The organism is Arenibacter hampyeongensis (genome assembly GCF_002909255.1).
Classification (GTDB): domain Bacteria; phylum Bacteroidota; class Bacteroidia; order Flavobacteriales; family Flavobacteriaceae; genus Arenibacter; species Arenibacter hampyeongensis.
Map to the genome: position 1 here is coordinate 106,715 of NZ_PIOB01000002.1, position 15,932 is coordinate 122,646.

13 protein-coding genes are annotated in these 15,932 nt (G+C 39.6%); 3 read left to right on the forward strand and 10 right to left on the reverse strand.

Going from position 1 to position 15,932, the window contains the following annotated elements; all coding sequences use genetic code 11:
• Positions 1 to 252: 252 nt before the first annotated feature.
• From CWD91_RS05500 to CWD91_RS05510, 3 genes are all read right to left on the reverse strand, one after another.
• Positions 253 to 2,139: a cytochrome-c peroxidase gene (locus CWD91_RS05500; RefSeq protein WP_103439982.1), complete on the reverse strand. Its 1,887-nt coding sequence runs from the start codon at positions 2,137 to 2,139 to the stop codon at positions 253 to 255.
• 128 nt (positions 2,140 to 2,267) lie between these two features.
• A complete protein-coding gene (locus CWD91_RS05505; RefSeq protein ID WP_103439983.1) occupies positions 2,268 to 3,938 on the reverse strand; it encodes a metallophosphoesterase in 1,671 nt (556 codons plus the stop codon).
• Positions 3,935 to 4,804, reverse strand: coding sequence for a tetratricopeptide repeat protein (locus tag CWD91_RS05510; protein ID WP_103439984.1), 870 nt, complete (start codon positions 4,802 to 4,804; stop codon positions 3,935 to 3,937). The genes CWD91_RS05505 and CWD91_RS05510 overlap by 4 nt, the downstream gene beginning before the upstream one ends.
• 400 nt (positions 4,805 to 5,204) lie before the next feature.
• On the opposite strand from CWD91_RS05510, the gene CWD91_RS05515 reads away from it, so the two are divergent.
• From CWD91_RS05515 to CWD91_RS05525, 3 genes are all read left to right on the forward strand, one after another.
• Complete coding sequence (locus tag CWD91_RS05515) at positions 5,205 to 6,065, forward strand: helix-turn-helix transcriptional regulator (protein ID WP_103439985.1); 861 nt, start codon at positions 5,205 to 5,207, stop codon at positions 6,063 to 6,065.
• A 96-nt stretch (positions 6,066 to 6,161) separates the two neighbouring features.
• A complete protein-coding gene (locus tag CWD91_RS05520) occupies positions 6,162 to 6,380 on the forward strand; it encodes a hypothetical protein (protein WP_103439986.1) in 219 nt (72 codons plus the stop codon).
• 25 nt (positions 6,381 to 6,405) lie between these two features.
• Complete coding sequence (locus tag CWD91_RS05525; RefSeq protein WP_103439987.1) at positions 6,406 to 7,314, forward strand: NAD(P)/FAD-dependent oxidoreductase; 909 nt, start codon at positions 6,406 to 6,408, stop codon at positions 7,312 to 7,314.
• A 285-nt stretch (positions 7,315 to 7,599) separates the two neighbouring features.
• On the opposite strand, the gene CWD91_RS05530 is transcribed toward CWD91_RS05525, so the two are convergent.
• From CWD91_RS05530 to CWD91_RS05560, 7 genes are all read right to left on the reverse strand, one after another.
• Positions 7,600 to 8,475, reverse strand: coding sequence for an amidohydrolase family protein (locus CWD91_RS05530; protein WP_192877640.1), 876 nt, complete (start codon positions 8,473 to 8,475; stop codon positions 7,600 to 7,602).
• A 458-nt stretch (positions 8,476 to 8,933) separates the two neighbouring features.
• Positions 8,934 to 9,386 carry a hypothetical protein gene (locus tag CWD91_RS05535; protein ID WP_103439989.1) on the reverse strand — a complete coding sequence of 151 codons (453 nt, stop codon included), beginning with the start codon at positions 9,384 to 9,386 and terminating at the stop codon, positions 8,934 to 8,936.
• A 198-nt stretch (positions 9,387 to 9,584) separates the two neighbouring features.
• Positions 9,585 to 10,841, reverse strand: coding sequence for a sialidase family protein (locus CWD91_RS05540; protein ID WP_205164603.1), 1,257 nt, complete (start codon positions 10,839 to 10,841; stop codon positions 9,585 to 9,587).
• Positions 10,842 to 10,957: 116 nt separating this feature from the next.
• The gene (locus CWD91_RS05545; RefSeq protein WP_103439991.1) at positions 10,958 to 11,800 is read right to left on the reverse strand and encodes a carboxylesterase family protein; all 843 of its coding nucleotides are present in this window, start codon (positions 11,798 to 11,800) and stop codon (positions 10,958 to 10,960) included.
• Positions 11,801 to 11,852: 52 nt separating this feature from the next.
• Positions 11,853 to 13,361 carry an alkaline phosphatase D family protein gene (locus CWD91_RS05550; RefSeq protein ID WP_103439992.1) on the reverse strand — a complete coding sequence of 503 codons (1,509 nt, stop codon included), beginning with the start codon at positions 13,359 to 13,361 and terminating at the stop codon, positions 11,853 to 11,855.
• 79 nt (positions 13,362 to 13,440) lie between these two features.
• A complete protein-coding gene (locus CWD91_RS05555) occupies positions 13,441 to 14,097 on the reverse strand; it encodes a DNA alkylation repair protein (RefSeq protein WP_103439993.1) in 657 nt (218 codons plus the stop codon).
• A 53-nt stretch (positions 14,098 to 14,150) separates the two neighbouring features.
• Complete coding sequence (locus CWD91_RS05560) at positions 14,151 to 15,092, reverse strand: NAD(P)-dependent alcohol dehydrogenase (protein WP_103439994.1); 942 nt, start codon at positions 15,090 to 15,092, stop codon at positions 14,151 to 14,153.
• Between the last annotated feature and the right edge of the window lie 840 nt (positions 15,093 to 15,932).

Sequence of the window (15,932 nt, forward strand, 5' to 3'; positions counted from 1 at the left end):
ACAGCCCAGGTCTTCGGGAAAGTGACAATAGATAGCGTTTGGGTTGAAACACACCCCTGACCTCCCGCTAAAAAGCGGGACAAGCTCTCTCAAGAGGGGAATTTGTTTGTCGCCAATAAGTCTAGCATCTAGATTCTATGTTCTTCTTCTCAATACTACCGCACAACTTCGATTTCGGCTCCGCCTGCCTGCCGGCAGGCAGGCTCAATCTCCGCAAGGACTTTCAACTTTTAAACTTTGAACATAAACAAATTAATCCCCCCTGCCCCCATAGTCGCGTACTTCCGTTAGGGTTTCCATAAAGGCAATAATATCCTCAATTTCCTGCTGGGACAGACCCAAGGGTGCTTCGGGCAGCGTTTGGTTTTCCACCTGCAAGCCCATCCCTGCGCCGCCACCTAGGTTGTAAAACGCCAGAACATCTTCCATGGTAGCAAATAAACCATTATGCATATAGGGTGCTGTCAAGGCTATATTTCTTACAGTAACCGTTTTGAAGGAATTCTTTAAAAAAGGATGATTGTCCATTTTTAGACCATTGCCCATGCGACCCAAATCCGTATCCAATTTGGGGGCAATGGAATCAAAACCCTGGGTAACGCCCAACACCTCCGATTCCGATTCCAGATAAAAAGGAGGAATGGTGCCATTGAAGACCGGGGCAAAATGACAACTTCCACAGGCCGCTTTCCCCATAAACAAATTAAATCCCCGTTTGGCATTCTCGGGGTACTCCTTTGTTTCGTTACGCACAAATTTATCAAACGGACTATTGAAGGATTTTAAAGAGTTTACATAGGCCGCTATGGTATTGCTTATGGAACGCTGATTAATGTCCTCTTTGTCGATACCGCCATAAGCCTGCTTAAACAATTTATTATAACGGGCATTCTTTTTCAGTTTAGCAATAATCGCATCAAAATCCGTATTGAACTCCAAATCGTTATCAATCACATGTATCACCTGTTTTTCAAGATCCAAGGCGCGCATGTCCCAAAAATATCGTGTGGAATAGCCTGCATCCATCAAAGTTGGGGCATTCCTAGCGGTAAAAACACCTTTTTGATTGGATACACTTTTAGGCAAACCATCCGAAAAACCTTTGTTGGGGTTATGACAGCTTATACAGGCCATGTCATTGTCCTTGGAAAGCTGGGGATCCTGGAACAATAATTCACCCAAGGCTATGGTCTTAGGGTTATCCAAAGGCAGATAAACCAGTTCCGAATAAAAATCCGTATTCAGAAAATCTATGTCGAATATATTCTTGGCCTTATAGTTTTGGGCATGCTTTTTATATGGCTCCAGCGCAATGTTGTTCGCATTTTGAAATTCCAACAAGGCCGCATACAAGGGGTTTACCACTTCCTTTAAAAATGCCAATCTATCAAAATCATTAAAAGTGGTGTTGGCGTTCAATATTTTATTGCCCTTGGTAAAGTCATTTTTGATGACTTCAAATTCGTCCATGGCTTTTGGGGAAATCCCTGATTCAAAATATAGAAATGTAGTTTCCATACTTTGCCAGCTCACAACACTTTCTTTCAAACCATTAACAGACCCTGGGGTATCGTATCCTGTTAATCCAAGGGTAAAAATCCTGACTATACCGGATCGAATACACTCGATGATCTGGCTCGACTTTAAATGAAGTGGTAAATGTATTTTTTCTATAAAATCTACCCGCTCCCTAAGACCGTTGGCCAACACTTTTATATACTGCAAATTTTCAATTGAAGCTTCGCCATAAACAGCTTCGTCCAATGCCTGTAATCCGCCAGGTGGAATCACCTTTTCGGCTTCAAAATACTCACTTACCTTGGGCAAAGGCGCACCATTGATATAAGTGCCATTGTAGTAGGTTTGGTAATAATCAAAAATAAACTCGATCTCCTTATAGACCAACCTAGTCTTTTCAACCTGGCTTTTCAGCCCCTCCCATTCCTTAACAGAACTTGACTTATTGGCAAGGGCGGTCAAGGCATTGACTTCATTTTGAAATTTGTGAAAATTGGCCGCATATAAGGCAGCTACCTTTTCCGGAATAGTATCCCTTTGATATGGGATAGCCATTTGCCTCCCGGACAACATCAACAGACAAATAAAAAAAGATCCCAATAAAATGCTTGTCCTTTTCATATTCAACAACCGCTTTTTATCATCATATGGACTTTTTAATACGTCTAGCCTTGATTTCCCACTTGGGGCAAATCCATTCTATTGGATACTAATGAATGGTCATTTTAAAAAGCACCCTTTTGGCCAAACTATTCAATCGTAATCGACTCGGTATACGCCTTTTTGCTTGTAATGACTTCAATAACATAAAGGCCTTTTGACAGCTTGCCGACATTGATGGTTTTCTTTCTACTTTTCTTTACCAATTTCCCAATGCTGTTATAGAATTTAACTTTCTTTAGTCGCTCATTGTCATCCAATTTAAGTTTTACCTCATCCTTAGCTGCATCATAAAATAGCCTTCCACTAATTAGTCCGGACGCAGTGCCATCGGCCTGTAGCGCTATACCGGATTTGTTGATGGTAAAATAATCCTCAATGTCATCATTTTCCCTAATAAATTTTACGGTCAGGTTCTGTCCTCCCCTACCGTCATCTTCCACCTCCATAACACAGGAGCCCAATTGGTTCAGGGACACGGACATGGCCTGGTGGTTTAGGTCTCCTCCGGATATTTTACCGGCAGAGCCCGTTGTTATATAAACGGCACCCTCAGCCGATGTACTGGCTTTTTTGTAGGCCCCATTGCTATCCACTTTACCGTCCCCATAGCCATTGGATCCAACGGTATTGCCACCTTTCGAAATTTCATCCGGGTTAAATGTATTGGCAAATCCATAATGTCCGTTCAAGAAATACGAGCGTTCGTAAGAATGGCTATGCCCGTTTAAGATTAGATCCACTCCGTTAGCCTCCATCATGGGCATAAAGTTTAGTCGCATTTCTATAAGTCGGTCCTCGGTATCGGAGTCATGTGACCCTTTAGTGTATATTGGATGGTGAAACAAGGTCACGATCCAATCTTGTTTGGTGTTTTGAATATCGGCCTGTGTCCAGTTGTACATGGCGCCTCCAACTTCACGACTGGTATGATGGGAATCTAATATTATAAAGTGGATATTGGCATAATCAAAGGAATAATAGGCCTCTGTGCCCGAGGCAGTACCTCCTGCCTGGGCAGCGGTAGGGAAGGTAAATATATCATAATAAGGGCCGGATTGTGTAGCCGAATCGGCCGACTTGCCATCATGGTTTCCCAAGCAGGACCATGCCACGGACTTTTTCAACATATCGTCATAAATGTCGAACAGGGCATTTTGATATTCCTCATCCGTACCACTGCCATAGGCGTTATCCCCTAAAAACAACATCATATCGGTCTTACCGCTATTTTTGGGAGCAGCGTCCACATAATCGTAATAGGCATCCCTTACGTTCCGCTGATTGTTATTGGCCGTACCTGCATCACCTAAAATCCAAGCGCGAACAAATTGTTTGGTACCTGCTTTAGGGGCAGTTATTATGTACATCTCGCCTGAAGCACTTTCCGACAGCACACCTGATTTATTACCAATATTGAAATAGTATTTTGTATTAGGTCTTAGCCCGGATAAGGAAACTTCGTGTTCAGTGGTCAAAGCAGAGTTGCTTGCTTTCTTGGATAATGAATTTAATGTTTTTCCGTAATTCACCACGGATTGGGTCGCGATATCCGTTCTCCATTTTACCACAACAGATGTTGGGGTACCACTCTGTAAATAAGGGCCCCTTACTACAGATACCGAAGCGGAATTCTGTGGAAGGCCTACAGGGTTGGTTACTGCAACAGCACTTACATTGGGAAGATCTACTTGGGCGGTTTGGGCAATTGAGACCACCGAACATAGGGCGGCAAGCAAAAAGGTACTTTTTTTGATCATGATTTTTGGTTGTTAATGGAGCTTTCCAAGCTTTTTATTTGTTCTTTTAATTCTATTACGGGGATCATTTTTTTAAACTTTGCATTCAATTGTTCAATGGCAACCGAAGCCAATTTTAAGGATATAAAGGCCTCATGTGGTCTTTTTATTTTCGCTAAATACTTTGCTTTTTTATAATACCAGAACTCGTTTCTGTTGTATTCCTGGATAAAATAATTGTATTGTTCCAACGCCTTTTCGGTTTGACCGGAATCTTTTAAGATGTCCAATTTTCTAAGTTGAAGCGATATGGTGTGTGGGCCAAGTTGGTCCAGGCCATATTGGATGGCTTTCAAAGCCCCATTATAATTTTCGTTGTTTTCGGCAAGTATGATGTTGCAGTATTCCAATATATCCTCTGGCCGAATGTCCTTCATATTATGAATAACGTAATGATAGCCTTCCAAGGATTTTTTGTAGGATTTAAGATTGAAAAGTATTTGGGCCTGCAGTTTTTTAGCACTTAGGTCCATACTGTCCAATTCCAAATAGGAGTATATACTTTTTAAGGCCTCCTTGTACTCTTCCATTAAATAGTGAACCTCGGCCAATTGATAATGTAGCGCTTTGGTTGTATTTCCCAAGGATAGGGATTTAAGGTAATCTTCCAGCGCATAGTCGTACTCCATGTGCTGTTGATACAACATGCCTCTTTGGTAGTACAGTTCAAAATTATTTGGATCTTCGGATATCTCAATCGTTTTTTCAGCGATACGTATGGTTAAGTCCCCATGGGCAAACATTGGCAAGGACAAGGATAAAAACAGCAATATGGGTAGCGTTCTTTTGATTACGAAATGTAGATATCTCTTATTATTAAAAATCATTTCCAATGCTTAACATATTTTCCATTTACCAAAACTTCCTCCATAAAGCAAAATTTATAAAAGGGACACCGCTACTGAGGTACATTTTCAAGCTATGTATGCCCAATTTTGGTTTAATTGCTCATTTTAAGATGGAATTTTGTCATTATTAAGGGCACTAAGGTCCCGTCATCAAACGTATTGAAACAATATTACATGTGTTTTTCTGCTGAGTTAATTTTTTGTTAAAAGAGAAACGAAAATCTTAGGACTGGCATTCCAAAAGGAGTAGTTTTTAAAAATCACGCTATGTCCATTTATCATAAAAATTAGATAGATGTAAAGACTTTCTCTTAAATTTATATTGGCAAATAGCATTCCCCCTGTCATTTAAACTCTAGTCCAACAACATTTAAATAAAATGCATAACATCCCCATAAGGTCACTTCCAGAAAGCAATCAAGAGCCAAGCTTGGTGGGCAGTTTCAGTATTAGAAGTCTCGAAACCATACTTGATGGAGGAGATATGGTGGAGGAGCTTCATCGGCATGATTTTTTTTTAATGCTAATACTCATAAAAGCTAAGGGTTTACATGAAATTGATTTCGTGCCCTATGAAGTAGACCCTAATTCCATTTTTTTATTGAGGCCTGGGCAGGTACACAAACTCAGCCTTAAACATGGAAGTACTGGTTATTTGGTTCAATTTAAAAAAGCATATTTCCTTACCCACAACAAATCTTCCAAACAGTTGCTACGTAAGGTGTGCAACCAGAACCACTATCCATTAAATGCCGACATATTTAAAAAGTTGGATCCCATATTGTCATCCATTTTATTGGAATATAATGGGAAGCAGGAAGAATTTCATGAGGTCATAAAAGCCAATTTGAGTATTTTGTTTATTGAACTTTTAAGGCAGCGGGAAAGTACCGGAGCAAACAATATTAATGCACCATATCAGCAGGAGAAACTTGAGAAATTTTTGGAACTGCTAGAAGAGAATATTACCAAATACAAACAAGTTTCACAATATGCCGATTTACTGAACCTAACCGTGTATCAGCTTAATGCTATAACCAAAGCATTATTGAACCAGAATGCCTCACAACTCATAAACGAATACATAATTCTGGAGGCCAAAAGAAATTTATTGGCAACCTCTAATCAAGTGAGTCAAATAGCCTATCATTTAGGGTATGAGGATGTCTCCTATTTTATCCGGTTTTTTAAAAAACATACGGGTTATACGCCCGATGCTTACAGACATAATTTTAATTAAGTACCATCCAACTTCAGTTTTGTCCTATTATGATTTTCCTATGTGAAATTACTTTTACATCAGAAAATAATCCAATGTAAAATTAATGACATAAACATGAAAACAAAAGTAAAACTCCTGGCATCCCTAAAAATATGGATTGCCATTTATCCTTCCATCACGGCCTTTCTTTTCCTTTTTGGAAATCAATTGGCTACACTTCCCCTCTACCTTAGAACCTTGGTGCTTACTATTGTATTGGTCCCATGGATCGTATTTGTAGGCGTACCCTTCATAGATACATTAATGAAGAAAATGCAACGAAGAAATGAGTAACTCAACATTTTAAAAATACAACACCATGAAAAAGGAAGAACATTTTGATGTCATCATCATTGGAGGTAGCTATTCCGGTCTTGCAGCAGGAATGGCCTTGGGGAGGGCCTTAAAACGGGTCTTGCTCATTGATGGCAATACGCCCTGTAACAGACAAACCCCCTATTCCCATAACTTCATTACTAATGATGGCAAAACCCCTGCTGAAATAGCGGCATTGGCAAAACAACAGGTAGAAGCCTACCCTACGGTTAAATTCTTTAACGGACTTGCCGTGCAGGGCGCTAGAAGCCATAAAGCCTTTGAAATTACAGTATCCTCCGGTGAGACTTTTCGTGGCGACAAATTAATTTTTGCAACGGGCATTAAAGATATAATGCCCAATATTGACGGATTTTCGGAATGTTGGGGCATCTCGGTATTACATTGCCCCTATTGCCATGGCTATGAAGTGAAAAATGAAATAACAGGTATTTTGGGCAATGGGGATTATGCCTTCGAATTTGGAAAACTAATCTCCAATTGGACCCAGCAATTAACCATCTACACCAATGGCAAATCTACCTTGACTGCGGAACAAACAGCCAAATTAGGAGTACATAATATTAGCGTAGTAGAAACTGAAATAGAACGTTTGGAACACCACAAAGGGCTACTGCAGAACATCATTTTTAAAAATGGTTCCAAGGCCGCCGTTACAGCCATTTATACCAAAACAGCCTTTGAACAGCAGAGCATTATTCCCGAAGCCATGGGTTGCGAGCTGAACGAAGAAGGCTACTTAAAAACTGATGCCAATTTACAAACCAATGTTACTGGAATATATGCATGTGGTGATAATGTATCGCGTTTACGAACAGTAGCCAATGCTGTTGCCATGGGTACGGCGGCCGGAATGATGGTGAACAAAGAGCTAGTTTTTGAGAAATTTTAATGATTTGGTAAGCGAAATTAGTACCGCGCTGGAAATGGCTACATATGGAATGAAAAAAATGTGAAGTCAAGGGCAAGTTTGCGAATCTGGTATGGATCTGTTATTTGTGCGAAAACTTGACTGCCGAAGGGGATTAATAAAAACAAAAGGAAAAATTGAAAGAAGTATCTTTTCATGGCTTTAAAATTTGTGGTTAATCCTTTTTGTATCTGACGTTTTGACTATTAACAGTAGTATTCCGCATGGTGCTTTTACTCATAGGTTTTGTTGGCGGTTGTTTGGTCTTTACTGGTTTTTATGTTTCTGTATCTCTTCATCTGTTAATCTAAGGAATCTTGCAGCGTTGTTATAAAAGATATCTTCCTTTTGTTTTACGCTTAGAAAGTCAGCTGCTCTAATATTACCAACGGAAATTTTAATTGACTGAGGCCAAATCATCTCATCCGAACCATACATAATTCGCTCTCCATAACCGGCCTCAACAATTCTTCTTAAATAATTATGAAATTCAATCTGTGGCAAAACCCAATTGATTACAGCGACTTCGACGTAGACTTGTGGATGAGCCCATAGAAGTCCAATGAGTTCGTCGATGAATGGATATCCGGCATGCATAATGTAGATTCTCAATTTTGGATGTTTCACCAATACTTCTTCCAATAACAGAGGATTGCTAAGGCTCATTCTGTAATTTTTCATTCCTATGTAGGCTGCTCCTGGAGGCCCTGGTCCCATATGAATTCCAACTGGAATGTCAAGTTCCTCAGCTAAGGAAAAATACGGCTCAAGTTTCTCGTCATTGGGAGCTAATCCACTGTACTGCGGACCAAATTCCGCCATGATTTTATAGGTGCCTTCCTGAAACCATTTCCTTAAGGAATCAACAGGTGTAGAGGAGTCACCCCAGGCTGGAATAAATCGCCCTGGATCTCGACTTTGATAGTCCAAAGCATTTGGCCCATCAACCACAGCTTTAACGATATTAAATTCTTTCAAATACTTGAATGTAGAATCTCTATAGCTTGGTTGGTCTATATTCGATCTAAGTTTTGTTACCGCTTCTAAAATATCAGGTCCCGCATATCCAGAATGCAGATGCATGTCAATAATGGGGGTATTCAACATAGTGTTTTTCCTTTGTCCAATACTGGGAATGCTCATTAACACCACAATTGTCACTAAAACATATTTTTTCATATTGATTTATTCTATTGTTTATATGATCAAATTACCACCAACGTATGGATCTATACCGTTACATATAATTCCATTTGAACTGGGCTTGCAGAAATACATTTAAGTGACTATAATTCATATTAGTCGAATAAAATTTTAACAGGGGCAAAAAGGGGGAAGTACTATTACCAAGAATTGCTTCAATCCTTCTAAGGTAACGAATAATCGGTTTAGTATACACTTAATAAATAAAAATAGATAATGACCTAGGTATGGTGTTTATTGGATGGTCAGGATTTTACCATTAATTCGCAAAGAGCAGGAATGACCTAAAGTAAAATGATACTTTAGTAAACAGAACTTAATTAAACACAATACTATCACTGTAGGTTGAGCCACAGCTTCCCCCTATTGCAAAAGGCCAATGCACTTATTCAAGTTTTTCACTCTTTGGCCAAAACCTTTTTCAATGCTGTCTGAACGATTCCGATATCATTGGAACCCTGAAAACCACTAAATCCTACAGAAATGCGACTCTCATCGTCTAATTGGATCAATTGTCCGCCAACCCAGCCAATAAGGTCGGGAAGTTCTATAGGGGCATCTTCGGGGTCCATAGTACCCCCGAAAACAATCTTTTCATAATCTCCTGTATTATGCCCGGTTATCCACACCTGACTCGCTTTTTGCCAGGCAATCCTAAAGATTTCCCGTTGTTCTATTTTATCTGTACCAAATAACTTCCCATAAACTTTGCCATCTTCCGAGATGATACAGATTGCTACATTCCCATTACAAATTTCCCAATCTTCAGGACTGTTTTGAAACCCGGGAATTTCTTTTTCCAATGCTTCAAATAAGGAGTTAATAGTTTTTTCAAGTTTAGTGGTGGTCATTAAAGATTGGTTTTAGATTTATAATTCTTTGTAAAAGTGATATAATAAACATGAAACTTCAAATATTTTTATCCAACAAAAATTGAAAACATTCATTGGGCGCACCACACTTCAATCATTAATGCATTTGACAACTAAAGATTTGGGCGCTTATTAAAACCAGCGTTATACATCTGATTATTTTTAAAAACCCATATACTATTTATTTTTTATTTCGAGCATAGTGCCCGCTATATAACGGGTGCCATTATCTTGATTGAAATAGTAGATTACCAAAACTTTATCATCCTGGAGTTCGGTTGCCCAGGTATAACCAATATCACTACTGCCGCCATCATCGCGAAGTACAATCTCAGGAGCTGTTGCAAAATCGGTACATTCCGCATTTAGAATACGGGCGCGTATTCCGTATGGTTCATGGCGGTATCCGTAGGTAAGTAAAACTCTATTATCTTTTAATCGCAAAGCATTTAAAGGATGTCCCTGGAAACCCATTGACTCCCATTTAAAAGTTTTACCGCCATCTGTTGAACGGGAAATAACAGCTTGGTCTTCAAAATGAGCTGTTCTTAAAAAACCTACAAGATCGCCTTTAGGCGTTTCTATTATTGATGCCTCATTAAATGAAATTTTGCTATCAACGGCTACCGGGGAAACATAATCCCAGGTCAACCCTTTATCCTTTGAGGTGATAAGATGATTGGAAGTCTTGGTAGGGGTATCATGCGCTGCTACTACCCATAAAATCCTCCCATCATTTGCCTCGTATAATGCTCCTCGATTATATGCAGCCACTGGATTTCCTAATGCATCATTTAAAACTTCTGGTGCTATATGTGGAGGATATATAGCATCACCCCACGTTTTTCCACCATCATGGGAACGAACCAGATAGCCTCCTAAAAAAACGGCATTTCCAGAGTTAATAAAACTCGGTTCCTTTAAGTTAGATAAGCCATCAGGCCTTACAAAAGCCCAGCCATAACTGGCACAAAGAAGAGTGCCGTCCTTCATTTGCAATAAACAGGGGTCTTGGGAACCCCCAAAAGGATGTGCATAAATTAATTTCGGGGTCTTTGTCCATGTTTCTCCGTTATCGCTTGATTGCACCGATACCAAATAGCTGTTGGGATCAACGTGATTTGTTTTACTCTCTTCGAATATTTTACGATCTGGTGCCCTGCGAAATGCCACCAATATCTCTCCATCTGGCCGAGTTATTACAGACGGAAATGTAGAGAAAAACATAGAATCCTTATAAATTACGATATCCTTTATTTTACGAACACCCGGAGTACTATCCCCCAAATATTGAGGGCTTTCATTTATTGCCAGGAGAGCGCTGTCGGATTTTACTTCTGGACTGGATTTGGTTGAATTCCTATCTGTACATTGCACGGCAACAATCAGAAGCAAACCTAATAAGCTGAATGTTTTTAGTTTACGTTTCATCATAATTATATTTCCACTTTATTTAACTTGAATTATTTTTATACTTGCCGATTGCTCAGAACAGGAGTTATGTTGATTATCCCCTTCTTCCCCACTTTACCAGATCTAAAAAATCAATATCAGTATTTTATACTATTTTCTTGAGTTTCATCTTCGTTGACCTGAGCAAAAAACCAATCCAGCAAATCCGGGGTATCAAAAGCCTCATGCCAGCTCCCATGACCAACCCCGGGAAACTCAGTATATTTTGGATTTCCACCTGCCTTTTTAATTGCGGCAATCATACGTCGTGAAAAGTCAACAGGAACGGTTTTATCATTGTCACCATGGAAAACCCATAAAGGTACATGAGTGATATTTTTTGCAAGATCAGGATTAGCTCCCCCACAGATGGGTATGGCCGCAGCAAACATTTGAGGGTGGTTTAGGATGTAATGCCAGGTTCCAAAACCGCCCATGGACTGACCGGTAATATAACGTCTAATGGTATCTATATTAAATTCTTCTTCCAAGGCCGATATGGTTTCAAAAACTAAAGCTTCCACATTGGGTTGATTGTATCTTCCCCGTGCAATCAGGCCTTCTCTTTCCATCTTTCCCAGAGATCTTCCCCAATCAGCACCAGGTGGGCATTGGGGCACAAAAATAAAAGCAGGATACTTTTTTCTGTTTTCCAAAGTGGACAGCACTTGAGCTGCCTTGGAACCTGCAATTTGCTGGATATTATCCGTACCCCTGCCAGCTCCTCCTGACAGACATACTACCAAGGGGTATTGTTTATTGGGATCGTAATCCAAAGGCATAAGCAATCGATAGTGCAGCGTATCGTTTTGCATGTTCACATGGATTCTCCCGCTGAACAATTCGGCAATTTTCGTCTCCTTGGTCTGGGAGACCGATCTGGTTACACCTAAACTGAATATGCCAACTGCAATGATCAATATTTTTAGAACTCTCGTCATTACCTTTATATTAATTCTCCCCGGTACTGAATTGAAACAACTTCCTTGTCAATTAGTTTCGGCCAATTTTTTCGGTCTCATAAAGTAAATTTCCCTTTTCATCATAATGTTGAAAGGTTGCTACTGGAATACTATCCTTTCTTTGCACGGTAACCGACAAAAATCCACCACTTGCGGACTCCTTATCCCCTTGAATATAGAATTGTTTAATCAAGCTATCAGGATCGGTTGATTCGGGATCTCCTGCCAAACGCCCAGCGCGTGAATTGTTTTCGACCAAGGCACCTGTAGAGAATTCCTCAAATCCACTCGGGTGCATGGCGTGGTATTGCCAATGCCTGTCGCCACATATGATGTAAAGATTTTTATCGAGAAATCGATTATCACCCAACCATGTAAAAATTGCTTCTCCCTCATGCCTAAAACCGTCATGATTTACATGATTATCTGTTTTGTACCCATCATCGGGGCCCACCATTGGAGTAGGTGAAATTATGAGCTTAAAACTGGCATCGCTCTCCATTAAAGTCTCCTTAAGCCAATCTAATTGCCCGGTTCCCAAAAGGGTTTTGTCGGGTCCATTTTTCATTTCATTGGCACTTCTGTAGTCCCTCCCCTCCAACATCCAAACCTGAAGATCTTGGCTCATGCGATGGGTACGATAGGTTTTGGCATTTATGTCCTCCAAATCCACCACGGGTAATTGCTCCTTAAAATTCTTGATCCCCAATTCATGGGATATAGGAAACTCCTGATAGGGATCGGCATCGTTGAATCTATAATCATGATCATCCTTTTCCCAGTAGGTTCCCAACTTGCTAAAGAGTTCCCGAAACCTTGGTTGGGCAAATTGTTCATGGTATTTCCTTCGGATCCCTTCTTCATCCACCACTTCCATTCCCTTATATCCTCCAGGGTTAGGATTCTTCCCAGCTTTAACGGCTCTGTCGAAGTTGGTCTTGTGGGGATGGTCAAAGTAAACGTTATCACCAGTACCAATGAAGTAATCCGGGTTCAGGTTTTGGATAGCCTGCAATGCGGGATACCCTTGAAGCTTGTCTTCTCCGGAATATGCCGTTCCTTCCTCATATTTTCCATAATGGAAAAAATAGTGGTTCATACCCGTTACCACAACCATTGATACTTTTGTATTGCTATTGGGTCCGGGCAAAGTTTTAAAAGTTGCTACTTCACTTTCAAAAAGTGTATTCTTGTCCCTTCCGAATTGGAGACGATAGAAGTATTTATTTCCTGGCTCCAGACCTTCAATTTTCTTTTTAATAATAAAGTCGTTCTCTGATGTAGCCTCTGCAAAGTCAGAATACAGGGGATTATCAAAAGTAGCATCCTTATCAAATTCAAATCGAGCGACACCTTCTATACCGGGTAAATCCCCCTTGATCAAGCTGTCGGAAACCGTTAATCTGGATTGTAGGATTACGGAGGTAGAAGTGGCTTCACCGGCCATAATTCCTTGTCCAAGATAAATGTCCTGAACCATGGGTTTGCAGGAAGTAATTAGGGTGGCGATCAGAAGGGTTCTTATAATTGTTTTTATCATACTATGGTTATTGTTGGCTTGGTTTAGATTATGGTTCGTGTCCTATAAGGCATGCATTATACTTTGTTGGCGGTAGTTTTTATGTATTCTTTTTGCCCAATCCCAAATAATGCTTTCGCGTCTCAGGATCAAACTTCTCAATGGCATATCTTAAGGTAACCCTAGCTAGCGTTGGTGCATATTCATCCAGAAAGCCTTTCAGTTTATTTTCGTCTCTTTTGCCTGCTTCCCTGATCCAGCTACCCATTGCTTTTTGTACAAATTCGTCCGAATCATTTGCAAGAATTTCGGCAATTTTAAAGGTGTCATCCAATTCATTCTTTCTTATAAAATAGTAGGTACTTACAATGGCTGTCCTTCTTTCCATGGGATTTGGGGATTTTGCCAAATTGTATAAAGGCTTTCTGTCCTTATCGAATAAATACCCACCCACTACATAGGGTGCGGCCCTATCCACCAACCCCCAATCGTCTATATATTTATGATTTTCGATATACGCCAGGTAAGTATCCTGCCTCTCCCCTACGGAGGTTTTCTTATTACGTGCTTTCCAATCCAAGATGGATACTGCACCAAGTCGGTGATCGTAATTTTCGTCTCTTAGTAATTTAACCACCTCAGCAACCGGCATGTACTGAAAATCTTTCGCTAAAAAAAATATCTCCCTTTTAGGAATACCTCTCGAATATTGCTGGCCAATGTCTTTTAAAGTTTCAATGAATTCTGTTGCTGTCATTATCCTATGGTTTCATTGTTCTGCTTTGCTTTCGAAGTCATTTGTACTATATTTTATCCCTGTAACATTATAATTACTTTGCCTTGTGCGTGACCTTCACTTAAATATTGCATTGCTTCAGCTGTCCTGTCAAGTGAATATCTTCTTTCGATAACCGGCTTTATTTTGTGATTCTCTAAGAGCTTTACTACAAAATCCAAATCATTTTGGTTTGATTTGGCCGAAAGATATCGCATTTTCTTTTTTCCGAACGACAACAGCCAACCGAAAAAAATTGACTTCATAATTTGCAATAACCCCCCACCTACCATGACATATGTACCGTTCGAACTTAAGATTTTTCTATAGCCCAAAAGTGGATAATTGCCATTGATAGCCACAATCAGATCATAACGTTCATTACTTTTGGTGAAATCCTCCTTTGTATAATCAATTACATGATCTGCGCCCAAGGCACTTGCCTGCTTCATATTTCTGGGACCGCATACTGCTGTTGTTATCGTCCCGTAATACTTGGCAAGTTGCACGGCAAAGGTGCCAACTCCGCCGGCAGCACCAACAATTAACACCTTCTGTTCTTTTTGGATATTGCCTTTGTCACGTAATGCTTTTAAGGCTGTTGTAGCTGCAACGGGTAAAGTAACAGCTTCTTCAAACAAAATTTTCGCAGGTTTTAGTACCAAGGCTTTTTCAGGTGCCACGGTGTATTCTGCCAATCCACCAAATCCAAAATCAGAAAGGTCTCCGAGCACTTCATCCCCAGGCTTGAACTGTCGGATATTTTTTCCCACTGATTCTATCCTACCCGCTATAGCGGATCCGAAGATTTTTTTCTTCGGAGTAATTCCCATTTTCATAGAACGGTAATCCGCAGCATTTAGCGAGGCACAAACAATTTTTATCAATACTTCGTTGTCGTTTGGCCTAGGCTTCTCAACATCGCAATATATTAACTTATCGGATGGATGTTTCTTATTGTATACTATTGCTTTCATTACTGAAGCTATGTTAGCTGATTTTTCAACATATTCTTAAATGAATCCCAACGTATGGACATATGTAACGGTTCATATAATTCCATTCTAATGGGACATCCCTAAATACATTTTAGTGTCTTATAATTATTCTTAATCCAATAAAATTATCGCTGCTGTAAAGAGGGGAATCAATACAACCAGGTATTTGGTTCTAAGTTAGTAAATATTGAATTTAGTATCAGCTATATTTATATAGGTCGATATTAGCCATGGAATGGTATTCCTATGATTTGGTGAGTAGGTAGCATTCGCTTTGAAAAAGAAAAGGATAAATGTATAGAGATCGTGTTGCAGAATTTTATGATGCTGTGGACTAAATAATTTCATTTTTTCACCACAGCTTCACCAAATGAAGCTTATGATCCTGCTACTATTATTGTTGAAGTCTTTCGCTATTAAAAATCCTGATACGTATTAAGTTTAGGTAGCTCCATAGATGCCAACAATTCAATACCCCCAAAATTAACATTGGAGCCTGATGCTAATAAAAATATAACCCTAAGTAACTTTACTAGGGGATTTCAAGGGAGTCATTGTTATTATCACTAGTAGTTACGGTCTGCCTAGCACGTTTTACATGAGTTTTGTTCAGATTCTGATCTGTTCCAATATGTTCTTTGAAATTCAATTTTCTATAATGCTAAAAAGCATCTTTCAAGCTCATAACTTGAATATTTTTCGTATATTATAACTATGGATTTACCAATTGAGGTTTTCGAGATACTTATTCCTGTGGCTATAATAAGTGTAGCGCTGGTTCTTGTACATTACTTGACAAGAGGCAGTAGGAATTTCAGA